The 23667-nt window shown below is 39.7% G+C and carries 19 protein-coding genes; 7 read left to right on the forward strand and 12 right to left on the reverse strand.

Annotated features, from left to right (window positions below; genetic code table 11):
- Positions 1 to 9: 9 nt before the first annotated feature.
- Positions 10 to 870 (forward strand): 4-hydroxybenzoate octaprenyltransferase, encoded by an 861-nt coding sequence (ubiA, locus tag AC27H3_RS08390; RefSeq protein ID WP_487105281.1) that lies wholly within the window; start codon positions 10 to 12, stop codon positions 868 to 870.
- Positions 871 to 1064: 194 nt separating this feature from the next.
- On the opposite strand, the gene plsB is transcribed toward ubiA, so the two are convergent.
- Positions 1065 to 3509: a glycerol-3-phosphate 1-O-acyltransferase PlsB gene (gene plsB / locus AC27H3_RS08395; protein ID WP_487105283.1), complete on the reverse strand. Its 2445-nt coding sequence runs from the start codon at positions 3507 to 3509 to the stop codon at positions 1065 to 1067.
- A gap of 261 nt (positions 3510 to 3770) precedes the next feature.
- Between plsB and AC27H3_RS08400 the strand changes: the two genes are divergently transcribed.
- Together AC27H3_RS08400 and AC27H3_RS08405 are read left to right on the forward strand one after the other, a co-directional pair.
- Complete coding sequence (locus AC27H3_RS08400; protein WP_487105284.1) at positions 3771 to 4262, forward strand: NYN domain-containing protein; 492 nt, start codon at positions 3771 to 3773, stop codon at positions 4260 to 4262.
- 189 nt (positions 4263 to 4451) lie between these two features.
- Entirely contained in the window at positions 4452 to 5396 is a 945-nt protein-coding gene (locus tag AC27H3_RS08405; protein ID WP_487105285.1) for a response regulator, read from the forward strand.
- 75 nt (positions 5397 to 5471) lie between these two features.
- On the opposite strand, the gene AC27H3_RS08410 is transcribed toward AC27H3_RS08405, so the two are convergent.
- The 5 genes from AC27H3_RS08410 to AC27H3_RS08430 all read right to left on the reverse strand — a co-directional run bounded on the left by AC27H3_RS08410 (position 5472) and on the right by AC27H3_RS08430 (position 10180).
- Complete coding sequence (locus AC27H3_RS08410; RefSeq protein ID WP_487105286.1) at positions 5472 to 6221, reverse strand: SDR family oxidoreductase; 750 nt, start codon at positions 6219 to 6221, stop codon at positions 5472 to 5474.
- Positions 6222 to 6291: 70 nt separating this feature from the next.
- Complete coding sequence (locus AC27H3_RS08415; protein ID WP_487105287.1) at positions 6292 to 7023, reverse strand: histidine phosphatase family protein; 732 nt, start codon at positions 7021 to 7023, stop codon at positions 6292 to 6294.
- 1 nt (position 7024) lies between these two features.
- A complete protein-coding gene (locus AC27H3_RS08420) occupies positions 7025 to 8095 on the reverse strand; it encodes a phosphotransferase family protein (RefSeq protein WP_487105289.1) in 1071 nt (356 codons plus the stop codon).
- Positions 8096 to 8119: 24 nt separating this feature from the next.
- Entirely contained in the window at positions 8120 to 8944 is an 825-nt protein-coding gene (locus AC27H3_RS08425) for an SDR family oxidoreductase (RefSeq protein ID WP_487105290.1), read from the reverse strand.
- Positions 8945 to 8959: 15 nt separating this feature from the next.
- The gene (locus AC27H3_RS08430) at positions 8960 to 10180 is read right to left on the reverse strand and encodes an acyl-CoA dehydrogenase family protein (protein ID WP_487105291.1); all 1221 of its coding nucleotides are present in this window, start codon (positions 10178 to 10180) and stop codon (positions 8960 to 8962) included.
- Positions 10181 to 10314: 134 nt separating this feature from the next.
- On the opposite strand from AC27H3_RS08430, the gene AC27H3_RS08435 reads away from it, so the two are divergent.
- On the forward strand, positions 10315 to 11220 hold the full coding sequence (locus AC27H3_RS08435; RefSeq protein ID WP_487105293.1) for a LysR family transcriptional regulator: 906 nt from the start codon (positions 10315 to 10317) through the stop codon (positions 11218 to 11220).
- Positions 11221 to 11260: 40 nt separating this feature from the next.
- On the opposite strand, the gene AC27H3_RS08440 is transcribed toward AC27H3_RS08435, so the two are convergent.
- The 3 genes from AC27H3_RS08440 to AC27H3_RS08450 all read right to left on the reverse strand — a co-directional run bounded on the left by AC27H3_RS08440 (position 11261) and on the right by AC27H3_RS08450 (position 15042).
- The gene (locus AC27H3_RS08440; RefSeq protein WP_487105295.1) at positions 11261 to 12148 is read right to left on the reverse strand and encodes a bile acid:sodium symporter family protein; all 888 of its coding nucleotides are present in this window, start codon (positions 12146 to 12148) and stop codon (positions 11261 to 11263) included.
- Positions 12149 to 14155 carry an AMP-binding protein gene (locus AC27H3_RS08445; protein WP_487105297.1) on the reverse strand — a complete coding sequence of 669 codons (2007 nt, stop codon included), beginning with the start codon at positions 14153 to 14155 and terminating at the stop codon, positions 12149 to 12151.
- Positions 14156 to 14235: 80 nt separating this feature from the next.
- The gene (locus AC27H3_RS08450; protein WP_487105299.1) at positions 14236 to 15042 is read right to left on the reverse strand and encodes a class II aldolase/adducin family protein; all 807 of its coding nucleotides are present in this window, start codon (positions 15040 to 15042) and stop codon (positions 14236 to 14238) included.
- Positions 15043 to 15127: 85 nt separating this feature from the next.
- Between AC27H3_RS08450 and AC27H3_RS08455 the strand changes: the two genes are divergently transcribed.
- Positions 15128 to 16033 carry a LysR family transcriptional regulator gene (locus AC27H3_RS08455; RefSeq protein WP_487105301.1) on the forward strand — a complete coding sequence of 302 codons (906 nt, stop codon included), beginning with the start codon at positions 15128 to 15130 and terminating at the stop codon, positions 16031 to 16033.
- 153 nt (positions 16034 to 16186) lie between these two features.
- Here the strand turns inward: AC27H3_RS08455 and AC27H3_RS08460 are convergent, their stop codons facing one another.
- The 3 genes from AC27H3_RS08460 to AC27H3_RS08470 form a co-directional block, all read right to left on the reverse strand.
- Positions 16187 to 18550: a TonB-dependent receptor gene (locus AC27H3_RS08460; protein ID WP_487105303.1), complete on the reverse strand. Its 2364-nt coding sequence runs from the start codon at positions 18548 to 18550 to the stop codon at positions 16187 to 16189.
- A 406-nt stretch (positions 18551 to 18956) separates the two neighbouring features.
- A complete protein-coding gene (locus AC27H3_RS08465; protein WP_487105305.1) occupies positions 18957 to 20030 on the reverse strand; it encodes a polysaccharide lyase family 7 protein in 1074 nt (357 codons plus the stop codon).
- A 61-nt stretch (positions 20031 to 20091) separates the two neighbouring features.
- Positions 20092 to 21099 (reverse strand): LacI family DNA-binding transcriptional regulator, encoded by a 1008-nt coding sequence (locus tag AC27H3_RS08470; protein WP_487105307.1) that lies wholly within the window; start codon positions 21097 to 21099, stop codon positions 20092 to 20094.
- Positions 21100 to 21261: 162 nt separating this feature from the next.
- Between AC27H3_RS08470 and manD the strand changes: the two genes are divergently transcribed.
- Together manD and AC27H3_RS08480 are read left to right on the forward strand one after the other, a co-directional pair.
- The gene (gene manD, locus AC27H3_RS08475; protein WP_487105309.1) at positions 21262 to 22479 is read left to right on the forward strand and encodes a D-mannonate dehydratase ManD; all 1218 of its coding nucleotides are present in this window, start codon (positions 21262 to 21264) and stop codon (positions 22477 to 22479) included.
- Between the two features lie 47 nt (positions 22480 to 22526).
- Positions 22527 to 23666, forward strand: coding sequence for a Gfo/Idh/MocA family protein (locus tag AC27H3_RS08480; RefSeq protein WP_487105311.1), 1140 nt, complete (start codon positions 22527 to 22529; stop codon positions 23664 to 23666).
- Position 23667 lies beyond the last annotated feature (1 nt).

Consider the following 23667-nt stretch of genomic DNA (forward strand, 5'->3'; position numbering starts at 1 on the left):
GGTATTACATTGAGTGAGTTTACAGAAAAGTTAACCGCGATTAAGCAAATTACCCGTATGGATAAGCCTATTGGTACATACTTGTTATTATGGCCAACTTATTGGGCGTTATGGATTGCTTCTGATGGCTGGCCGTCGTTGCACATGTTGGTTATTTTCAGTTTAGGTGTTTTTTTCATGCGTAGCGCCGGTTGTATTATTAACGATTATGCTGATCGTAAAGTAGATGGCGAAGTTAAACGTACACAAAACAGACCGCTAGTAACTGGCGCTTTATCAGGCAGTGAAGCGTTACAGTTATTTTCTACCTTCATTCTATTGGCTTTTTCTTTAGTACTGACCTTAAGTGATTACACTATTATGTTGTCTGTAGTGGCGGTTTTTTTAGCTGCAAGCTATCCCTTTATGAAGCGTATTACTCACTTCCCACAAGTGGTGCTTGGGGCTGCTTTTAGTTGGGGAATGATCATGGCTTTTGCTCAAGAACAAGGTGAAATACCTACGGTTGCCTGGCTATTGTTTACGGCTAACGTTTTATGGACCGTTGCTTATGACACTATGTATGCCATGGTTGATCGTGATGATGATTTAAGGATCGGCGTTAAATCTACCGCGGTTATTTTTGGTGAAAATGATAAACGTATCATTTTATTTTTGCAGTTAATGACCTTAGCGCTGTTATTTACGGTCGGCGATATTTTAGCTTTTGGCTGGCCTTATCAATTGTCGTTAGTTATTGCCGCTGGTTTTTTCTGCTATCAACAAATTTTAATTGCAGGGCGAGAGCGAGAACGCTGCTTCCAAGCTTTTTTAAATAACCATTACGTAGGTTTGATCGTATTTGTTGGTGTAGCAATCGAGTACTTTTAGCTTAAGTAACCTGAACGCTTATTTTATTTGAAAGAGATAAGTGTTTTTTATGCGAGTACATAGGCTGATTTTTATTTCCAAACCTAACATTACGGATTTAATGCCATATTGGGCATCATTAACGTATGACTAAACCAAGCTTCATCAATGGCTTAATCGTACGTTAATGTTTGGCTATTTGATTTCTGTGCTAGCTAACGCACAATACTTTGTAAAACCTCTATATCGACCAAGTTACTGACTGATTTTTTTAATAACCCTAACGAGCTACTGTCTACTAATTTATCCTCTTCATTTAATACTATATAGCCTTGATCTTTCATGGCATTTATTAAGGTTAATTGAGCTTTTTTATCAATAAATTCGGGCGCATTTATGTTGTTTAATACCGATAAACGTTGGGCGATTGCAACAACTTTATCATTGAGCTCAGTCTTTTTAATTGGCGCTAACTGACCTAGTAGAGATGTTATTATTGCGAAACGTTGCATGGTTTCGTTAACACATTCAGCAATTAAACGAATGCTTGCTCTATCGTCGTCATCGCTACTTAAAGACCATGCTCCAGATTTACTTTGTTTTACAATACCTTTTTCTGCTAAGAAATCACAAACAGATGTTACTTGCAGGGCGATGTCTTCAGGTGATTGCCATAAAAATAAATCAGTTTTTAGTAACTCGACTAAACGTTGCGTTTGGCCGAGTAAATTTTCTGGCGTAATTTTAGTATTACGCTCTAATAAACGGCAAACTAGTGATGGCAGTATAAAAGTGTGCAGAATATTGTTGCGGTAATAACGTAGTTCTAATATTGCACTTTCCGTTAAAGAAATAATGTCACCAAAACTGTCTTGGTTAATGGTGACTTTATTTAATGAGATAACATGCTCTAAAAGTTCAGCGCCAGTTTCTGTCGGTAGAGTTAACTCTGCATGATAAGGCGCTGCACGTTGTAATTCGATGAAAAAATCAAGCTGGCTGATTAACTCGGCTTTCGTCAGTGCTTTGTTTTCAGTTGCATGTAAAATCAGAGAGACTAAAGCAACGCCGTTTAATGCAGTACATTGGTTAATAGAGGTCATCACTTGTTGAGCTAAAACATTAACGCAAGGGTTTAGCCACTGAGGCTTTTGTGGGTCTATTGGATCGATTGCTTGTTTCCAATCAGGTACCTGATTATTCAAAAACTGATTAATATTGATCGGCTCGCCAAAATTAACATAACCTTTACCGTAGTTACGTAAATTTCGAATCGCTTTGATAACGCCAAAAATGGACTCACCTTTCTTTTTACTGCCACTTAACTCTTTATGATAAGTGCCTACTTCCATTACATGCTCGTAACCTAAATAAACCGGCACTAAGGTTAATGGGCGATCAATACCGCGCAGCATACTTTGAATGGTCATGGCGAGCATGCCTGTTTTGGGTGATAGTAATCTACCCGTTCTGCTACGTCCGCCTTCCGAGTAATACTTTACCGAATATCCGCGTTCAAAAAGTAGACTTAAATATTCACGAAAAATAGTGGAGTAAAGACGATTACCCTTAAAGCTACGGCGAATAAAAAAGGCACCGGCTTTTCTGAAAATTGGCCCCGCTGGCCAAAAGTTTAAATTGATACCCGCGGCAATGCGCGGTGTAACTAAGCCTTGTTGAAATATTACGTAAGTGAGTAATAAATAGTCCATGTGGCTACGATGGCAAGGCACGTAAATAATTTCATGGCCTTCTTGGGCTAGATTTCTTAATCGCTCAGCTTTACTAACTTCTATGCCGTTATAAAGACGATTCCATAACCACCCTAAAATTCGCTCACCAAAACGCACAGTAACATCTCGATAATCACCAGCAATTTCGTCCATTATGGCTAATGCTTGCTTCTTCGCTTCTGCTTGAGTAATTTTTTTACTTTCTGCTTCTTCATTGATCACCCGTTTAATTGCCGGATTAACCATTAAATTAGCAAACATTTGTTGGCGATGCATCAGCCTAGGGCCTGTAGCTGCAATAGTTTGGCGATGAAAATGAAAACGCGCAATGCGGATTAGTTTATGAGCGCTGCCTTCGGTACTACCATGTTTATCTGCCATATGACGAAAAGAAATCGCTTCACTAAAACGCACCATAGTGTGACGACCTAGAAAAAGCACGATAAAGAATTTTCTTAGCCAAGTTGGAGATTCTTGATCAGCTAACAATGCGCCAACGTTGGTATTGTTTTTCTCTTTAGTTGGGGTGCGGCCCCAAATTACATTGGCAGGAATAAGTTGAGCGTCTAGTTTTTCATTATTCGCGTGAGCACTAAGTAATTCAAAACCTTGTGCTATTGCTGAGGTTTTTTTCGGTGTTCGCCAATTAAATAACGCGGTAGGTTTTTCTAAAAAAAGTAGTCGAGATAAGGTTTGTCCATCAACATTAACTGGCTTTAACGGGTCAGGTAAATTCGCTTGCTTACAAGCGGTGCGCAGTGATAACACATCACTGGCTGATTGGTGACGTAATACATAAAATACCGGTTGCTCAGGACTTAATTGACCTGAATTAATTATTTCGTCGGCAACAACTTTGCAACGTACTAATATTTTTATCGGTAAACGTAATAATAAATAAAATAACTTACGAATGGCTAACATCATGTTTTACTCAGCTTTATTTGACTAGTTATGGTAACACTTAGCTTGAACGCTATCTCTTTTTCTCGGTAGAGTTCGTTTGGCTTAGTGCACAACTGCATTTTATATTGGCTATTATACCTGTACTTCTTTGATATTGGCGATGAGTAGTTTTATACACTAACAATTAACTGCTAAAAGCACGTATTCAGAGTACTATAATGAAATATAAAGAAATAATTGAAGTATTGGCAAGTTTTACTTCATTTAGACAATAGGAAGCTTATGCAAAATAGCCCGCAGGCATTAAAAATAGCTATATTTGTAGATGTACAAAATATCTATTACACCACACGTGATGCTTTTCAACAGCCATTTAATTATCGCGCTTTCTGGCAGCAAATTAGCCAACAAGGTGAAATAGTACTGGCCAATGCTTATGCAATACAGCGTAGTGACGACCAACAGCATAAATTTCAAAAAGCGCTAAAACACATAGGTTTTGATGTGAAGCTTAAACCTTTTATTCAACGCAGAGATGGTTCAGCAAAAGGTGATTGGGATGTTGGTATTGCGATTGATGTTATGGAAGCAGCACCCGAAGTTGATATAGTTATATTACTATCAGGTGATGGCGACTTTGATTTATTGCTCAGAAAAGTTATGTTACGCGATGGCGTAAAAACACATGTTTATGGTGTTACAACACTAACGGCTCAGTCATTAATTAATGCCGCGAGTGAATTTTTCCCCATAGATAAGCAACTCTTGATATAGTGAAATTTGCTTAGTTAAGTGGTAACCTATTTTGCTTTCATCTCAGATATACACTTAGTTTGAGTAATAAAATACATTTCATTTACAGATGAAATTTATCGTGAAATAAGCTAAATTTGTATTTATTGTTTGAGCTTAGTATTGTACTAGAAAAATTGTCGTAGAAATAATTATAAACAAGGAAAAATCATGTCAGTAGAAGCGCTATATAAAGTTATTTTATACCCATTTATCAATGAGTCACTTGCCAGCTTAAAAGCTATGACGAATTTGGTTGGCGAAGCAGGAGAAGCTTTTGTCGATAATGTTGATGACTTTCGCTTTAAAGGCTATGCCGTATGCTCTGAAGTTACTGGTGGTTTAGATGGCGTTATTATGATGCATCATTACCCAGAAACTGCCATTGCTATTGGTAACTCTGTTTGTGAGCATATGTTTGAAGAAAAATATCAATTTACTGAAATCAACGAAGAGTTAAGCCATGCATTAGCAGAGTGGGGCAACACTATTGTTGGTCGTTCAACTGATTTACATGGTCGCTATAGTTTAGATTATAAGTTTTCAAGCCCGTACTTTGTACATGATGTAAATGATATGGACAAATATTTGGCAGGCGTAAAAGAAGTTATTACTGTGCCAATTACTGTTGAAGGCGTAGGACGTTATTACTTCAACTTATTAATCCGTAGTGTTGAGTATCAATCAATCGGCATTAAACGTGAAGCGAGTCGAGGCATAAGTAATCCGCATACCAAGGTTTTACCATTAGAGAGTAAAATATTGTTAGTAGATGACAGCGGCATGATACGCAAAGCGTTAAAACGTTACTTAGCACAATTGGGCTATAACAATGTTATTGAAGCTGACGATGGTTCAGTAGCTGTTACTATGGTGCAAGAGCAACAACCTGACTTTATGTTTATGGATGTTGTTATGGGTGAAATGAATGGCGATGCAGCTTTAGCTAACATTCGTGCTAATGGTAGTAATGTTCCTGTGGTTATGTTGTCATCGGTAACAGATCAAGCGCTTATACAAAGCTGTGCAAGTGAAGGTATTTCAGGTTTTATATTTAAACCAATTCAAGCTGATACTGGTGCTGAAATTATTAAAGAATATTTAAAAATAGCGTAAATAATTAAAACGCTGTTAAGGCAGTAACAAGGAGTAAAAATTTGCTTCTTGTTACTGCCTTTTTTAATCGCGCAATTAACTCATTTTTCTCAAAGTGCTGGCCGGCACAATACGCAAGATCCAGTGCAAAAATGCCCAAGGCCAACTTGGCACAAAGCTATTAGCCTTTTCTTTATTGATTGATTTTACTAAGGCTTTACAGCCTGTTTCTAAATCAACAATAAACGGTACTGTTTTTACTGTTTCGTTAATTTCACTTCGAATAAAACCTGGGTGAATACAACTGACTTTAATCGGTGTTCCCATCACATCAACCCGTATACCTTCACTTAATGAGGTAATAGCGGCTTTAGTGGCGGCATATACGGTCATTGCGCGTCTAAATCCTCGTACTGCACTAATCGATGATATGGTGACAAGATGACCACTATTTTGTGCTCTGAATATTTCCATAGCGGCTTCTGCTTGCGCAATAGCGGCAATAAAGTTTGTTTCTGCCGTTTGCTTGTTAGCATGAAAATAGCCGGTACCAATAGAGGCGCCTTTTCCCATGCCTGCATTTATTATTACTCGATCTAAGCTGCCTAACTCATCTCTAAATGCTTTGAAAACTTCGAACACCGCAGGGTGGTCGTTAACATCAAGCGCTTTGGTAACGACAGTAATATTAGGGTTTATTTGTGCTAACTCAGCTTTAAGTTCTTCAAGGTTTTCGACTCGGCGTGCGCATAGCGCTAAGTTTCGCCCTTGTTTAGCAAATTCAATTGCCATTCCTTTGCCAAGCCCTGAGCTGGCGCCAGTAATTAAAATGTTTTGTCGGGTCATGGGGATCTCTTAATTTTTGTAATTTTTTAGTTGTAATGACGCATAATACCAAGCTTGTCACTTATCAATGTTAGGTATACGTGATCAATTTTTTTGTGCTGTGTTGTTCGAAAATATCATGCTCGTTTAAGGTTGAAAGCGTTAATTTATTGCTAGCGGTACGAGTGACTACTTTGGTAACACCCGCATTGACTAAACTCCAATTAATATCAATAAAGCGCGATAAAGGTAAACCGAGTAAGTAACATACGATAATACTAATAGGTCCGCCAGAGGTATAAATAACAACATGCCCGTTCGGGTTTTGTTGTGCAGCCTGCTCAAGAGCGTTGATCACGCGGCGACCAAAAGCTGAAAAAGACTCGCTATATTCAGTGTTGTTAGCTTGCGGAGTTTTTTCGTCAGCTTGTATCCATTGGTTAATAGCATTTATAAATAACTCTTTAAAATGCCTTGTTGGATTTTCTTGTTTCGCTAAATATTTTCTTGCACGACTTGGTGTTGCTAATTCGCTATTGTAGGCGGCTAAAATATTTTGATGATCATATTCATTCCAACCCAAATCGACTTCTTGCGCAGGTGGCGTAGCATCTTTTGATGACGTAAATGCTAACAGGCTATGCTCAGCAGTTTGTTTGTGACGTAACATTTCACCGGTAATCACTTTAGCTAGTTTTGGTATTTTTTTTTCCAAATAGCCACCAACTAGCAAAGCTTGCTCGATACCGATATCGGAGAGTTTATCATAGTTATCAGCAGAGAAACTGGCTTGGCCATGTCTGACCAAATAAAACACTGTCATGTTATTTACCTTGATTGCGGATCGCTTTTTTACAGCGATGCATGAGGTAATGAACAAATATCCAGAAGTTTTTAAAAGCGGGATTATTGGTTTGGCCATGATGATAACGATAATAAATTTGCTGCACTATGCCTGCCAATCTAAATAAACCGTAGACTTCGTAAAAAGTAAAATCGTCAACCGTGATCGACATTTTTTTACAATAGTATTCAACCACTTCTTTGCGGGTTAGCATGCCCTCAAGGTGCGTTGGTTGTCGGCGGGTCGACTGTGCTAAAAAGTCGTCACCGGGTTCAACCCAATAAGCTAAGGTGTTACCTAAATCCATTAAAGGGTCGCCTAAAGTGGCTAACTCCCAATCTAGCACACCCAGCACTTTGGTATAGTCATTGGCATCAAGCACTACGTTGTCGAATCTAAAATCGTTATGGGTAATACAAATGCGCTCGTTTGCAGGCATATTTTCTGCCAACCATTTCATCACAAACTTGCCAGAAGGTACATTCCAGGTTTTTGCTTTACTAAAGCGCTCGCTCCAGCCTTCGATTTGTCGTTGGGTATAACCCACACCTTTACCTAAGTGCGCTAAGTTGGCTTTTTGGTAATCGACTTGATGCAGTTCAACTAAACAGTCTAATACGTTCTCACACAGTTTTTTCGTTTGTTCGGGTGTAACCGCTAAGTCGCGTGGTAAATTTTTACGCGGAATAATACCGGTTAACTTTTCCATTACGTAAAAGTCAGTATTAATGACGCTGGCATCATCACAAAAAGCTTTCATTTCTGGTACGTATTGATAAACAGGACGTAAGGCGTCTTGCAGACGATACTCGCGGCCCATGTCGTGTGCGCCTTTGGCTTTAGTGCCTTCTGGGCCTCGGCGTAATATCAATGATTGCTTTGGGTAATCTAAACAATATGTCCAATTTGATGCACCGCCGGCGTATTGCGTAACTGTTGGTAGTGCCGTTAGCCCGTCGACATGTGCCGATAACCACGAGTGCACACTAGCAATGTCGAGTTCTTCACCGCTGCGCACTTGTTTAGCTTGATCTAATAATGTATTGCTCATAAATCTTTAACTCTTTACTGGTTACTAACGCTTTTGAGTGAGTCGCTGCATGGATTTTGTTTTCTTCAGCATACTTTTAATATACATCGCAGTAGGCATTAATTTTTTCATTAAAAATGCTTGTTTGCCAAGTTTGTGGGTCAGAATTAAAAATCTGCGCTTTTGTGCTGCTTGATAAATACGAGTCGCGACTTGCTCTGCACTGATGTCTGACTTATCAAAAGCGCGATCCATCATTTTTTTCATGGCTGGCGCGCTCGTGCGCATTGACTCATCTAAATTAGTTTTGAAAAAGCTTGGGCAAACTACGCTAACGTCAATATTATCGTGTGCTAACTCAAGTTTCATGGTTTCTGACAAGCTTACCACGGCAGCTTTTACAGCATTGTAGCTACTCATAAACGGAATCGGTGTTAAGCCTGCTTGCGAAGCAATATTAATAAAATAACCATGACCTTGTGCTTTAAAATCAGCAAGAAACGTTTGACTAACACGCACCATGCCGAGCAAGTTAATATCTAATATCCATTGCCATTGTTCAATGCTTTCACCTTGTAGCGAACCACCTGAGGCGACACCAGCATTGTTAATCACAACATCTACTCCTTGCCACTGCGCATTAATGGCGGTGTGCAGCTGTTTAATATCTTCTTGCTTGGTAATATCACAATGTTGATAAAAAGCTTTTGCGCCTAAAGCTTGCAGCTCGGCAACGGTGGCATCTCCGCGACTTTGGTTAATATCAGCAACGCAAATATTAACCTCAGATTTTTGGTTTTTCGCCCAAGCGAGTGCCATGGACTTGCCTAAGCCGGTAGCGCCGCCAGTAATTAATAATCGTGTGGTCATAGCTATCTCTTATTCTTATAAATATTTTCTAAGCTCTAGGCGAGAAACCATGCCCATATGTACTTCATCTGGGCCATCGGCGAGACGTAAAATGCGTCCCATGGCATTAAATGATGCAACAGGATGGTCGCCACTGACACCAGCGCCACCAAACATTTGAATCGCCATGTCAGATACTTGTTGTAGCATATTTGGCACTACAACTTTAATACTAGAGATTTCGGTCATGGCATGTTTTACGCCTGCAGTATCAATTTTCCATGCTGCATGTAGGGTAAGTAAACGTGCTTGGTCAATCGCCATTCTTGCTTGTGCAACACGCTCTAAATTACCACCGAGTTTAATCAATGGCTTACCAAATGCTGTGCGTGACAAGCCACGTTTTATCATTAATTCAAGTGAGCGTTCAGCTGCACCAATGGCGCGCATACAATGATGAATGCGTCCAGGTCCAAGGCGTCCTTGAGCAATAGCAAAGCCTTTACCAAGTCCCATAATAAGATTTTCTTTCGGTACTCTAACGTTCGTAAACTCCATTTCGCCATGACCATACGGAGCGTCGTATTCCCCACAAGCTGTTAACATACGTTTGATTGATACACCTGGCGTGTCAAGTGGCACAATAACCATTGAGTGCTGGCTGTGTTTGTCGTTTTCAGGGTTAGATAAACCCATAAAAATAGCGATTTTAGCGTTAGGGTGACCTAAGCCCGTAGTCCACCACTTTTTGCCATTGAGTATTAACTCATCGCCGCTGGCTTCTATAGTGGCTTCCATGTTGGTTGCATCAGAAGAAGCAACGTCAGGCTCAGTCATGGCAAATACTGAGCGAATTTCACCGTTAAGTAATGGGGTTAACCATTGTTTTTTCTGTGCCTCGTTACCAAAATGATAAAGCACTTCCATATTACCCGTATCTGGGGCGTTGCAATTAAAAATTTCTGGCGCAATTAAGCTACGACCTGTTTGCTCTGCAAGGGGTGCGTACTCTAAACATGTAAGACCCTGAGCTAGCTCGGCGTCAGGTAAAAATAAATTCCATAAGCCTGCTTGGCGCGCTTTTTCTTTTAATGGCTGAATTTGCGAAGGCACTTGCCATGTGCGCCAGTCTGGTGATTCGTTTAAACGACTGTTCTCGTCAAAAATGTCTTGTTCGATAGGTAAAACATGCTCGTCCATAAACGCTTTTAAGCGCGCTAGGTAGTCTTGGCTTTTGGCACTGGCTTCAAAATTCATGGCTTTATCTCTAACTTAGTCTAAAAAGATGGCGTGTTACATTACGCAGTTGATTTAGCATAATGCAAAATCAGTAATGAATTAAGTGAAATATATTGCTAACCTACTATGAATTTAATTCATTGGGTGTTTGCATGATAGAAGCTAAAAAAGTACAGCAACTCGATTTTAATTTACTTAAAGTGTTCGAATGTCTGTATCAAGAACGCAATATGAGCTTGGCCGCTAAACTTTTATTTATTAGCCCGTCAGCAGTTAGTCATGCTATTAAGCGTTTACGCTTGGTGCTTAATGACGACCTCTTTACTCGCCAAGGTCAAATTATGCAGCCAACAGCGGTTTGTCAGCGCATGGCTCCGCAGTTATTAGATACCTTGGAAAAGCTACGACAAATATTACAAACCTGTGGTGATTTTGATTTATCGCAAACCGCGCAAACGTTTAAGTTAGCCATTCATGACGCGCTAGAACCACTAATTTTACCAAAAATACAGCAAGTTATAATGCAAGAAGCACCAAATGCGAAACTGATCAGCAGTAAATTAGTACGTGAAGATATGGCGCGACAACTCAGCACAAATCAAGTTGATGTTGCTATTGATATTGCTTTACCACTGAAAATGCCGATTAAGCATTTAAAGCTTTCTAGCAATGAGTTTTGTGTGTTGTTAAATAAAGCACACAAAAATGTCGATAATATGACTGCGGAACATTATTTATTGTCGAAACATATTGCGGTTTCTAACCGAGCAAGTGGTGTCGTGGTTGAAGATTTTGCTTTATTGCAACAAGGTATTAATCGTTCGATGAGTGCGCGTTGTCAGAGTTATCAAACAGCAAAAGAACTGCTAAAGGTTTCAGATGCCTTGTTAACTTTACCCACGTTATTGGCCGATAAGTTTGTTGATAATGACTTAGCGATAAGGCCGCTACCATACCTTATACCATCGGTGTCGACCCATTTATATTGGCATCAAAATACGGAGCAAGACGATGCCTTATTATGGTTGAGAAACAAAATTCAACAGCTATTTATCTAATGATTGACTGTGATGATTCGTCCGAGATTGAAAACCGCGTTTAATTTTCGGCAGCGGTTAACGCTTCGCGTTTTTTGCGCACTGACTTTACCCACAGCACTAGCAAAGTTGGCCCAATATACATGGCTAAACCATAAACCCCGGCAGAAACAGCAAATTCGGGAGCATTTAAAAAGCTAATAGCAATTAATATCGCCAGCGTGGCATTTTGAATACCCACTTCAATTGCTAAGGTTATGCCGTCGATAAAGGATAAGTTAAATATTTTCGACAGTAATAAGCCCATGGCGATAGAGATAATATTTAATGCTAGAGCAGCGAAAAACACCTGATCAAACGAAGTTACTAACATCTCTCGCTCATTAATCACTAAAGCTAAAATCATGGCAACCAAAAATAGCAGCGAGAAACGTCGAAAGTACACTTCTGCTTTTAGCGCTGCATTAGTAAAGCGATGACGAATACTAATACCGATAATAACTGGCACTAAAGTGACAACAAATAAGCCGATAGCGGTTTGCAGTAAAGAAAACTCTATCGCTTGCTCACCGGCGAAATTATTGATTGCATATTGAATAATAAAAGGGGTTGAAAACACACATATAAAGGTAGATATCGCGGTTAAACTAACAGAAAGTGCTAAGTTTGCTTTTGCCACCTGACTAAAAACGTTTGACGTAGTGCCGCCGGGGCAAGCTGCTAATATCATTAGACCAACCGCAATTGGTGTATCTAATTTGAGTATTATGCAAATGCCTAAGGCTAATAAAGGCATCAATATTATTTGTCCTAGTAATCCCACACCAATAGATTTAGGTGCTTTGGCAAGCCGAGTGAAGTCTTGAGTGGTTAAACTCAGACCCATTCCAAACATGATCAATGCTATGGCAATTGGCAATAATACTTGGGTAAAAATTGATGCTTCCATTTAAATCGACTCCGACAATGCTTTATCACGACACACTACATGATAATGGAAAGAATAGTCAGCGAGTAATGCTTTTATTTCAGAGGTTATCGTGGCTTGGTCTGTGGCTGTTTCAACAGTAATTGTTGCGGTAATACCATGTTTTTTATCTGGTTTAACATTAACTTGGTATTTATCGCTACTAAAGCTTTCAGCCAGCGATAATTCAATTACCTGTTTTATCTCAAGACATACTAACTCAGGCTTAAACATTTTCCCAACGGCAGTTAATGGCATTTCATCAATAATGTTGATTATTTTTGGCATCGCTGCACGCTCTGGCACATTGTCTTTCATAAATTGTTCTAAGGCTGCTTTGGTTACAGTACTGTTTTCAACAAGGGTTAAGTAGAGCACAGGTAGCTCGCCTGAATATGCATCAGGGCGTGGCACAGCAGCGGCAAGCAATACTTCAGGGTGTGCTGAGGCAACATCTTCAATCATTTTGGGATCAATATTATGACCACCTCGAATAATTAATTCTTTTTGTCGACCACAAAGTGAGAGATAACCATTGTGATCAACTCGGCCTAAATCACCAGTGCGCACCATTTTTTCGCCTGCAGGTGTCGTTATCCATAAGCTTTGGTTGTGCAGATTATCAACGTAGCCTGGGAATACATTGTTACCCATAATAAGAATTTCGCCGGTTTCATCGATATCACACAAGCGAATTAATTTGCCTTCAGTATCAATTTCACCAATACGCAATACCATGCCGGGTATGGTTAAGCCAACGGCAGTGCGTGTAGCAACTGAATTTACCGGCATAATTGTACTTACTGCAGTCCCTTCTGTTGAGCCGTAGCCTTCAACCAAATTTATGGCGGTTTTGTTGATGAATTTTGCTTGCAGATCTGGTGACAATGGCGCTGCACCACACAAGGCTAATTTCATGTTTTTTGGTCGTTTAGGAGTAATGTTTTCAGCCGATAAATGCTGTAGTAAACCCGCATAAACTGTAGGGACTGCGGTCATAAATGCAATATTAAAGTTATCAAGAATAGTCAGTAAATTCGCAATAACATGCTTGCCTCTGAAACCTGAAGGACCGGCAAGTAAAATAGTTGAGCCTAACATCATTGAAGCTAAGCCGGTGATGGCGGCATTTACATGGAAAATTGGCAAACCAATTAAGACAGTATCGTTAGGCTCCATCGGCGATATCAGGTTCATTTGTGCGGCATTGGTAAGCTCATTTAAGTGCAAGTGTTTGGCTAACTTAGGTAAACCTGTGGTGCCACCGGTATGAAAATATGAACAAATATCTGACTGTAGAGGTGTAGCGTGCAGTAATTTTTCAGCTTGTTGTTTTGCGATCAATTTTTCAAAACTATAAACCGGTACTTTATGGTTAGATGACGCAGGAATGTCATCACCAAACAAACAAATCACCGCTTCTAGCGCAGGTATTTGATCTTTTATGGCTAAGGTTTTTTGCCAAATATCGCTGCCCGGTACTGGGCCTAAGGCAATTAACACTTTACTGCCTGCGGTGGTTATAATTTCTTTAATAATATTTGCTTCAAGCAACGGATTAATTGGGTTAGCGATACCTGTTGTTTCAGCGCCCCATAATGAAAAATACATCTCAGGAAAGTTAGGTAGAATAATGGAGGTAACGTCAGTTCTTCCTATACCAAAGCTGTGCAAGGCATTACTCACTTGTGTTACACGTTGTGCGACTTCGCGATAGCTAATTTCGCGATAAGGTGCTGCGAACGCATGGCCTTTAACGAGCTTAACCACTTGATGCAATGCTTTTTTGGCAAAAGGAATTTTGTTTGGCGCTATACAATCGCCATCTAAAATATAACGTAAAGCAATTCGCTCTGGAGAACGCTGGGCTGAAGCAGTAATAGCCTCATAAGTAGAATGAGGTAGCCGTTCTGGGGAGATACTTGCTACATCTATTTTTGCCATATCCAATTTTGTTTGGACTGTCGTGATATCTATTTTGTTTACCATTACTACCTCAGCCTGACGTTACTTTTAGCGTTTTGAGTTATTGCGCTGTTATTATTATGTGATTTTGTGCGTTTAACGCCTTAATCTAAAAAGCTATTATCTTGTGCATTTACCACTTGGTAGAGTGGTTGGAAGTTGCCCCAAGTGACTATGTCTGAGCCATTAGTCCGTTTGGTTTTCACTGCAATATCGTGACTGATCAGCTTTAATTCGCCAGCCGCTTGTGCCAAAAGCTGGCTTTGGCAGCAGCTATCCATTAAAACAAAGTTGGCAACGGCAGCGTCAAGCGACTTACCTACGGTGAGTAAACCATGGTTTTGTAATATCACCGCGGTTTTATCAGCAAGTGAAGCTGCAATCATGTCGCCTTCTTCTGCGTCGGCTACTACACCCGAAAACACATCAAAAACACTGTGGTTTTCGTAAAAAACACAGGCGTCTTGCGAAATAGGTTTAAGTAATTGTCCGAGTGATGAAAAGGCGCGGCCAAACTTAGTATGTGCATGCGCAACTGCTGCAACATCAGGGCGAGCCATATGAATACGCGAATGAATAGCAAAGGCTGCATTATTGATTACTGAGTTACCTTCAACAATATTACCTTTGTGATCAACACGCACTAAATCTGAGGCTTTAATATGCGCGAAATGAATACCTAATGGGTTTACCCAAAAAGTTTCTGGGTCAATGCAATCACGCTGGGTAATATGCCCTGCTAGGCCTTCATCAAACCCGTGCATAGCAAAAACACGAAATCCAGCAGCTAATCGCTGTTTCTCGTAGGTTTGTTGTGCTGCTAAATTGTCAAAAGTTGGTGGCATAGGTAAAGCAAATTTGTCACTACCTATAGTCATACTTTTTGCTTGCTCAATTAAATCGTTACTCATAGCTATTCCCAAAAGACTGTTTGACTTAAGTCTAATTAGTCTTAAAATAAATTGAAGTGATGCAAATTAATGGATATATATAAATATGCTGCATAGTAAGATTGATTTAAATTTATTTTTAATACTCAGAACCGTCTATTTAGAAGGCACTATTACTGCTGCGGCAAATAAATTGCATTTAACTCAGCCTGCGGTGAGCCATGCCTTATCAAGATTACGGGCTAAGTTTGATGATGTCTTGTTTATTCGCCATGGCCGAAAAATGGTGCCATCGGCGTTATGTCAAAAAATTATGCCGCAAGTTATAACCTCGTTAACTGCGCTAGAATCCACCTTGTTAGATAACCAATTGTTTGATGTAACCGCGCACAAACGTGAAATTAAGTTTGGTTTTCGTGACATTCTTGAGTCTATTTTTTTTCCTACTCTTGTCACCGATTTACTCACTAATACGCCTAACATTACCGTTAATAGCCGGCAAGTATCTCGTGTTGAAATGGAAAAGGCACTTGAGCAACAAGAGTTAGATATTGTTATTGATGTACTTACGCCAACCAGTAATGACATTAGAAGTACGTTGATTTGTAATGAAAGTTTTTCGTTAATTTGCCGTAAAGATCACCCCATTCTTAACAACCTGACCTTAGAAAATTATATTAAAGCTTCGCATGCGTTAGTGGCTTTAAAAGACTCACGGGTTGATCTGGTTGATATGGCATTAGCGAACCATGGCGCTACACGAAATATTGTTCTTCAGTGCGAGCATTACTTTGCAGCTACTAGTGTGATCAGTCGTTGCGACATGCTGTTAACCATGCCAAATGCCTACGCTAATTTGTTGAAGGATAAAATGCCTGTGGAGGTAGTGCCATTGCCTTTTGACGTACCCGTATTACCGGTACATATGTATTGGCATAAACAAGCTGAACATGACCCAATTAACGGCTGGATGCGAGAAAAACTGTTAGTTATTGCCAAAGACTTATTGTAACTATTGCTGTTGGTATTAAAGCATATCAAGTGATACCTGATAGATATATATCAAAGGCAAGGCATGCTGTAGAGCGTTAAGTGAAAAATTAAAAAGCACGGCACATTGCTTTGTGCGCGTGCTAAATTTTTATAACACTAATACGTTTATATGCTAAAAGTTATAACTCGCTTGCAAGTGATAACTACGAGGGCGCTCTGACAAGAAACGATGCGCATAACTTAATACAGGGACATCGTTTGCCTGACTAAAGGTTTGCTCGTCGGTTAAGTTTTTCACTAAGAATGCTACTGTCCAAGCATCATCTTTGTCTGCTACTTCAAGTCTAAAGTTTACTTTTTCATAGGCTTTTTGCACAGCAATGGGATCTAAATCTTGTTCAAGAAAATAATCATCACTGAAATTAACCGATAAATTTGCCGACAGCGGATAGCCTGAAAATATTTCGGTATTGTAGTCAAGTGCGAGGTTGCCTGAATAGTCAGGAGCAAACGCGCCTGTTTTGCCACTCAAATCTTGTGTTGCTTGGCCCAGTAATTCAGCTTGACGCACTGTTGGAGAAGCTCCCGTGTAGCTCTCATATTCAAAATCAAGTAAGGCAATACTGGCTGATAAGGTCCAGTTGTCGTTTATTGCCCAGCGGCTATCAATTTCAATACCTTGTACTTTGGTTTCAGCCGCATTTTTTACCACAAAAGCATTGCCGTTAAACTCAGATACTTGCAAGTCTTCGTATTTGGTGTGGAAAATGGTGGCGTTAATTTCTAAAACATTTTTAATGGGCTCAGACTTTATACCAAACTCAATATTAGTGGCTTTTTCATCATCAAACTCGAAACCTGACTCAGGATCAGGTTGATTACCGCTTGAACTGTTTAAACCTGAGCCGTCATAGCCACCTGCTTTATAACCAATACCGGCGCTGGCGAATAGCATGGTGTCTTCGAAGCCTAGATACTGCACACTAATGCTTGGTGATAGATGTGACTCGTCGCGATCAGCTTCAATTTCATGCATGCCTGCACCAGATAACGCTGCAGCAATGCCGGGTACTAAGGTATTAACAAACTGTTGTACAGGTTCAGGAACGCCTTCAGCAAACATGGCGTATGAACTTTGTTCACTAGTAACTTCTTTTTCTTCTTTTTGATAACGTAAACCAAGATTGGCACGCCAGTCGTTATTTACATTCCAAGTCAGTGAAGCAAACGCAGAATAGCTTTCTTGGTCTTGTTCAAATAACGCCCGAGTACCCACTGACGTTGCTGGCGGTAAAGTCGGGATAAGCGTTGATGCTGCTAGTAAAATATCGTTTGGATGGGTAAGCTCGCTGTTCATGTAAAATACGCCTGCAACGTACTCAAAGGTTTCACCGGCGGGCGAAGAAACACGAAACTCTTGAGTAAATTGCTCAAAGTTCTCAATATGATCTTGTTTAATCAAAGAAACTTCAGAATAATCAGCATCGAATAAAGCATCCCAGTCGTAATCACTGTAAGTAGTAATCGAGGTAAACTCATATTCACCATGGTCGTAAGTTAGCTGCAATACGGCATTATTTGAAGTTGTAGAATTACCTTCATCTAGCCCGCCAGGGTGTTGGTCACCCGATACCGCACTGGTGTAATCAAGGCCTGAAGCATCAGAAAGTAAAAATGAGCGATAGCCAACGTTACCAGGGTTAGCCGGATCGCTAGCCACTTGTTCGTTACGACTCGTTTCATCAACAATATATTGATAACGGGAGCCTTTAGTATCAAAGCTAGCATGTTCCCATTTGAATAGTGCGTTTACGTTGTCGCTTAATTGCCAATCAGCAGAAAATCTAACCCCGCTAGCTTCTGAGGAAGATTCATCTTTATCGCGGGCAATGTTGTTAATATAGCCGTCCATTGACTCATCAAAAGCCGCAATTCGAATAGCTAAATCATCATTTATTGCAAAATTAGCCACAGCGTTAATACGGCGTTCGTTGTCAGAGCCATATTCAGCAGAAATAGAACCTTCATTTTCATCAGTAGGCGAATTTGTCACCATGCTAAAAGCACCGGCGGTAGCATTTTTACCAAACATGACGGCTTGTGGGCCTTTGATTAGCTCTATACGCTGCATGTCTAAAAAAGGAAACTTAGCTTGGTGCCCGCGACCTAAGTAAATACCGTCTTTGTACATGGCAACCGATTGTTCAAAACCGGCATTGGTGCCTGAGCCAATACCACGGACAAATATGCGCTTACTACTTGAAGATTCTGTTATGTGCACATTGGGTAAAGACTCAGACATGCCCAACAAGTTATCTATGTTGTTTTTCTCTAAACTAGCGCCTGTAAACGCTTGAATAGACGTTGGAACATCTTGAATTGACTGCACGCGCTTTTGAGATGTAACGGTAATGCGCTCTAAACCTGCTGCTTTATCTTGTTGCTGTGCTTCAGCTGCAAAGGTGCTACTTGGCATAACAATAGCTGAATAAATAACTGCCTGTGTAGCAATACTCACTAGTGAACGTTTAAACATGTATTGGCTTCCCCATTGATAAATGAAATCGTGCTTGTTGTATTTAATTTCTGCACTTTGTTGATTGAAATCATGTTGAAGCTAGCTAGTATTAAATGAAAATGATGTTTAGTTATCTTTAAGTATGAATGAGATGCATACAACGGTAATGAATTAACGCATTTAGTGAACAAGAATTCGCAAAAAATCATGTTTGACTGAGCATTTAAGTTGTCGGGTTTTTTTGAGGGAAGTAGTTGTTTTTGTTGTGGAAAACTAATGTTAACGATTTGCTTTGCACTGTAGTGGTTAAGTTTAATTACCCACTACAGAGGTATTTGGCTAACAATTTAACTAAATATTTCAATAGATTATATTTGCTACTCTTGAGCACCGAAATGTTGAAGTAATCTATTTATTAGTAAAACTATTCGGGCTTTTTAGCGGAGCCCGTTGTTAGTTTTGTAAATGTAACTTGCGCGTAATCGCCATTTTTTTTATCCGTTTTCCAGTCGCCCGTGCCTAGGCATTTAGGATACCAAAAGCCCGGTTCATCTTTAATGCTGCATTGGTTATATGCACCCGCTTTAAAAAACAAAGCATCACCAAGATAGCCATTTGGATGATCGTATTTGTCTACCTTACCGTTCGCATCAATGTTGTTTGCTAAGTTAATTTGAAACTTTACGGTTTTATGACGTGCCGTAGTAAACGTTAAATACATAATGTCGCTGTAAACATTAATTTCGTAACTAAATTCTTCATTTAACGCTATACCATTTTCACCGGGTTCACTGCTTTCACTCCATAATTCACCCCACACTGGGTAGGCAATATCAACACGATTAACATCTGCTTTTGGTAAGTTGCGTTCATAGTTCCAAAACACTGAACCATATTGGTGATTTGGCCATTTTTTAAAGTAAATTTTTATCGGTTCATTGCCATAACCAAAACCATTACCTTGTGCAACGATGGCTTTGTCTTTAGTGGCATGAATTTGTCCAACTACCACAGAGTAAGCTGGGTTTTTGTTTGGATAAGTCGCTCGTTTAGCAACGTGGTTTACTTTTACTGTGGCTTGTAAATTACCGCCAATTTGAGCATGGTTTTTTACATTTGGGTGAGATTTTAAGGAAAAATTATTAGCCGGCGCATTACTTTTAACTTTAGGACCACCTAATAATTGATGCAACTCGCTACGAGTATTCGTTGAATTTGCGGTGGTAAATGCTTTGTTAGGTGTAGCAAATACCAAATTATTATTGTCATCAAGATAGAAATAATCGGGGTGACTATAGTGTTGAATATCAATGCGACTTACCTGATCAACTTTGCCGTTATTATCTTTATCGGTTGGTACCGTAATTTTCCATGTAGATAAATCAAACTGAGTCGCAGGAATTACGTTGAGTGACTCTTGGTTACCTGTGCTAGTGCCGCAACTCGTGATGAAGAAGGTACTTACTATGGTTGACGCTAGTATTGTCTTAAATTTCATTTTATATGCCTTTAATAAAAATTGTTAAGTCGAGTGTTATATTGCGATTTTTAACTAAACGTTATGGCGCTTTACAAGAAGCTCTTTTAATTAATGAACAAGGTACCATCACTTTCTTGGCTGAGGTTTGTTTTTCATTAAGTAAATTGAGTAGCGCGCTAGCAGATTCGGTGCCTATTTCGTAAGGTTCTTGTTTAATCACGGTAATAGGCACTTTAAAGAATTTAGCCATGGGTATATCGTCAAAACTAATAACTGAGACATCATTAGGAATGGTGATATTTCCGTGCTCTAAATTTTCAAGCAATGCGGTAGTTATGGCTAAATGTTGAGTAAAAAAAGCACTAGGTGGATTCAACTGAGATAATAATTCTGTTGGTGAAAACTCAAACCCGGTTTCACGATGCCAATATTGAATAAGCTGATTATCAACACTCATTCCATGCTTAAGATGCGCTTCTAAATAGCCTTGGTAACGTTCGTTTCGTGATTTAACACTGTCGAAATGTTGTGTAATAAAGCAAATTCGCTTGTGACCTAACGTAATTAAATAGTCAGTAGCATCAAACGCACCTTGGCGGTAATCTGATAATATTATGTGCTTTTCGGTACCGTCGTGCTCCAGTTGAAATTGCACAACGGGTAAACCTTTGTCGATAAATTTGCAGATAAGCTCAGCGTTTTTTCCTGACGACGCGATAATAATACCGTCAACATTTAGCTGTCTTAACGCCTGTAAAGATTGCGCTTCAATCGTTGGGTCGAAATCGGTGTTGTAAATTAAAACGTTATAGCCATTTTTTTTACAAAAATCATCAATACCTCGTATCGCTTTACCTGTGTATGAACCGGTAACGTCACGCACAATAACACCAATGGTTTTCGTTTTAGCTGTTTTCAGGCTTCTGGCAATAGGGTTTGGTACATAATCTAGCTCTTCAATCGCTTGCATTATTCTTTGTTTGGTTTTTTCTGCCATGTAATCAAAACGGCCATTTAAATATTGAGAAACCGTGCTTTTAGACACGCCAGCTTTCTCAGCTACATCGATTAACTTGATTTTTACCATGGATTTTTCTTTGAGGCGCTAAATATTCGAGTGTTGACATTGTGCAACAGTGTGCTAATTTAATCAACTAAACCGATTTAGTAAAACGATTTAGTTTGTTCGGTAAATCATAGTTACTCTGCTGATTTAGTATTGAATTAGTATTGAACGTAAGGAAGATAAGTGAAAATTGCAGCGATAAAAGTCTTTGTATGTAGCCCTGGTAGGAACTTTGTCACGGTAAAAGTGATGACAGATACTGGTGTTTACGGTTTAGGTGATGCAACAGTAAATGGCCGAGAAATGGCTGTTGTAACCTATTTAGAAGAACACGTAATTCCTTGTTTAATAGGTAGAGACCCAAGCAACATTGAAGACATTTGGCAATATTTGTACAAAGGTGTGTATTGGCGAAAAGGGCCAATTAATATGGCCGCGATTGCAGCGATTGATATGGCACTTTGGGATATTAAAGGAAAAGTGGCTGGTTTACCTGTGTATCAGTTACTTGGTGGAAAAAGCCGTAAAGGTGTTACGTTATACGCACACGCCAATGGGGAAAGCATTGACGACACACTTGATAAAACACAGGCATTAATTGAACAAGGCTTTAAGGCTATTAGATTACAGTCGGCAATTCCCGGGCTTAAAGTAACTTATGGCGTTTTAGGGGATAAAAAAGACTATTACGAATTGCAGGGTAATCGCCCTTTACCGCCAGAAGAAGAGTGGTCAACGCTAAAATATTTTAATTCGGTGGTCGAGCTATTTCGTGCTGCACGTGAACGTTTTGGTGATGAAATTCAATTTGTTCATGATGTACACAGTAGGCTAACACCCATTGAATCAGCCAAACTCGGTAAGTTATTAGAAGAGTTTAATTTATTGTTTCTCGAAGATGCTTCAATGGCAGAGAACCAAGATAATTTTTCCATAATCAGGCAGCACACCACAACACCATTGGCTATTGGCGAAACCTACAATACGATTTGGGATTGTAAAGATTTGATACAAAACCAGCTTATTGACTATATTCGAGTGGCCGCAACGCATGCTGGTGGCATTACGGCGTTAAGACGTATCGCAGATTTTAGCAGTATATATAACGTAAAAACGGCACCGCATGGCGCACCTGATTTATCGCCGATTTGTTTTGCAGCGCATATGCATCTTAACATTTGGACGCCTAATTTTGGTATTCAAGAGTTTGTAGGTTTTGGAAATGAGCAATTAAAGCAAATATTTAAGCATGAATATAGCGTAAAAAATGGCATGGCTTATATGAGTGAAGCACCGGGCTTAGGTATAGAGTTTGATGAAGAAGTTGCGAGTCAATATCCTTATAAACGCTCTTATTTGCCCGTAAGTCGGTTAGAAGATGGCACATTGTGGAACTGGTAAACGCTGGCATTGTTGGCTTTGATTAAAAATATAAACAGGATTAATACATGAGTAATAAAATTAAAGTATTAGTGCATGGCACTGGTTTTGCTGGGCAAGGGCACACAGATGCCTTTAGATATGCCGGCGCTGAAGTAGTGGGTATTGTTGGCAGAACCAAAAGTGTAGTTGAGCAAGTTGCTAAAGACATGAATATTCCTTATGCCGGCACCAATTGGCAGCAAGCGCTAGAAGATTGCAAACCTGATGTTGTGTCGATTGCTACTCCGGGTGGTGCGCATGTTGAGCCGATAGAACAAGCGATTGAATTTGGCTGTCATGTTTTCTGTGATAAGCCATTAACACAAAGTGGTGAAACGTCGAAAGCGCTATACCAATTAGCGCAAGCTAAAAATGTTAAAACGGCTTTTGCTGCAAGTTTTAGGTATATGCCTGAAATACTCCATGCCAAAAAGCTTGTTGCTGAAGGGATTATAGGCGAGCCATTAGAAGTTGAATGTATTTCTCATTTTAATTTAGAGCGTGATATTCCCTTCGGTTGGTCACATCGAAAAGAAGATGGCGGCGGGCGACTGAATAATAACTTTACGCATATGATGTCGATTGTTACTTCGGTCGTGGGCGAGAAAATTCTAGCTATTATGGGCGAAGTACGTGACGACTTAGGTAAAGCACCGATTGTAGAAGGTGTACACAACTTTAAAACTCGACGTGATTTTATTCCCAAAGATTTAAACGATGCTTCACTACAGTGGGGCGAGTCAAATGTTGAGTGGTCTTATAACGTATTAGCGCAATTAGAAAGTCCATTTGCTGAAAAACCGGTTTCTGTAATGTTTAAACATGGCGGGCTGCATCCACGCTTTAATGAAGATCACATTGTGTTTTATGGTAGTAAAGGTGCAATTTATATTAAGGGGCACTATGGTGCAGGGCCACTGTATGTTTACGGCGAAAACAACGAATGGCAGGAAGTACCATTACCTGCAGAAATTGCATCAGATGTACCTAATGTTGAAGGTGATACCGAAAGAAATTGGCGCTACCTTATTCGAGAATTAGTGCAAGACATTCAAGGTGAAGCTGTAGCGCCTTACCAAACATTTAAAGCAGGGAGTCAATACCAACAGCTTATTGATTTAATTCGTAAAAATGACTTTTGGGTTGATGTAAGTCATCTGCAATAAA

It is taken from the genome of Colwellia sp. NW0002-52-1 (genome assembly GCF_057550865.1).

Excerpts from the sequence above, each read along its gene's own strand:
- plsB (WP_487105283.1), bottom strand. The coding sequence starts at position 3,509 with ATGATGTTAGCCATTCGTAAGTTATTTTATTTATTATTACGTTTACCG.
- AC27H3_RS08400 (WP_487105284.1), top strand. The coding sequence starts at position 3,771 with ATGCAAAATAGCCCGCAGGCATTAAAAATAGCTATATTTGTAGATGTA.
- AC27H3_RS08405 (WP_487105285.1), top strand. The coding sequence starts at position 4,452 with ATGTCAGTAGAAGCGCTATATAAAGTTATTTTATACCCATTTATCAAT.
- AC27H3_RS08410 (WP_487105286.1), bottom strand. The coding sequence starts at position 6,221 with ATGACCCGACAAAACATTTTAATTACTGGCGCCAGCTCAGGGCTTGGC.
- AC27H3_RS08415 (WP_487105287.1), bottom strand. The coding sequence starts at position 7,023 with ATGACAGTGTTTTATTTGGTCAGACATGGCCAAGCCAGTTTCTCTGCT.
- AC27H3_RS08420 (WP_487105289.1), bottom strand. The coding sequence starts at position 8,095 with ATGAGCAATACATTATTAGATCAAGCTAAACAAGTGCGCAGCGGTGAA.
- AC27H3_RS08425 (WP_487105290.1), bottom strand. The coding sequence starts at position 8,944 with ATGACCACACGATTATTAATTACTGGCGGCGCTACCGGCTTAGGCAAG.
- AC27H3_RS08430 (WP_487105291.1), bottom strand. The coding sequence starts at position 10,180 with ATGAATTTTGAAGCCAGTGCCAAAAGCCAAGACTACCTAGCGCGCTTA.
- AC27H3_RS08435 (WP_487105293.1), top strand. The coding sequence starts at position 10,315 with ATGATAGAAGCTAAAAAAGTACAGCAACTCGATTTTAATTTACTTAAA.
- AC27H3_RS08440 (WP_487105295.1), bottom strand. The coding sequence starts at position 12,148 with ATGGAAGCATCAATTTTTACCCAAGTATTATTGCCAATTGCCATAGCA.
- AC27H3_RS08445 (WP_487105297.1), bottom strand. The coding sequence starts at position 14,155 with ATGGTAAACAAAATAGATATCACGACAGTCCAAACAAAATTGGATATG.
- AC27H3_RS08450 (WP_487105299.1), bottom strand. The coding sequence starts at position 15,042 with ATGAGTAACGATTTAATTGAGCAAGCAAAAAGTATGACTATAGGTAGT.
- AC27H3_RS08455 (WP_487105301.1), top strand. The coding sequence starts at position 15,128 with ATGCTGCATAGTAAGATTGATTTAAATTTATTTTTAATACTCAGAACC.
- AC27H3_RS08460 (WP_487105303.1), bottom strand. The coding sequence starts at position 18,550 with ATGTTTAAACGTTCACTAGTGAGTATTGCTACACAGGCAGTTATTTAT.
- AC27H3_RS08465 (WP_487105305.1), bottom strand. The coding sequence starts at position 20,030 with ATGAAATTTAAGACAATACTAGCGTCAACCATAGTAAGTACCTTCTTC.
- AC27H3_RS08470 (WP_487105307.1), bottom strand. The coding sequence starts at position 21,099 with ATGGTAAAAATCAAGTTAATCGATGTAGCTGAGAAAGCTGGCGTGTCT.
- AC27H3_RS08480 (WP_487105311.1), top strand. The coding sequence starts at position 22,527 with ATGAGTAATAAAATTAAAGTATTAGTGCATGGCACTGGTTTTGCTGGG.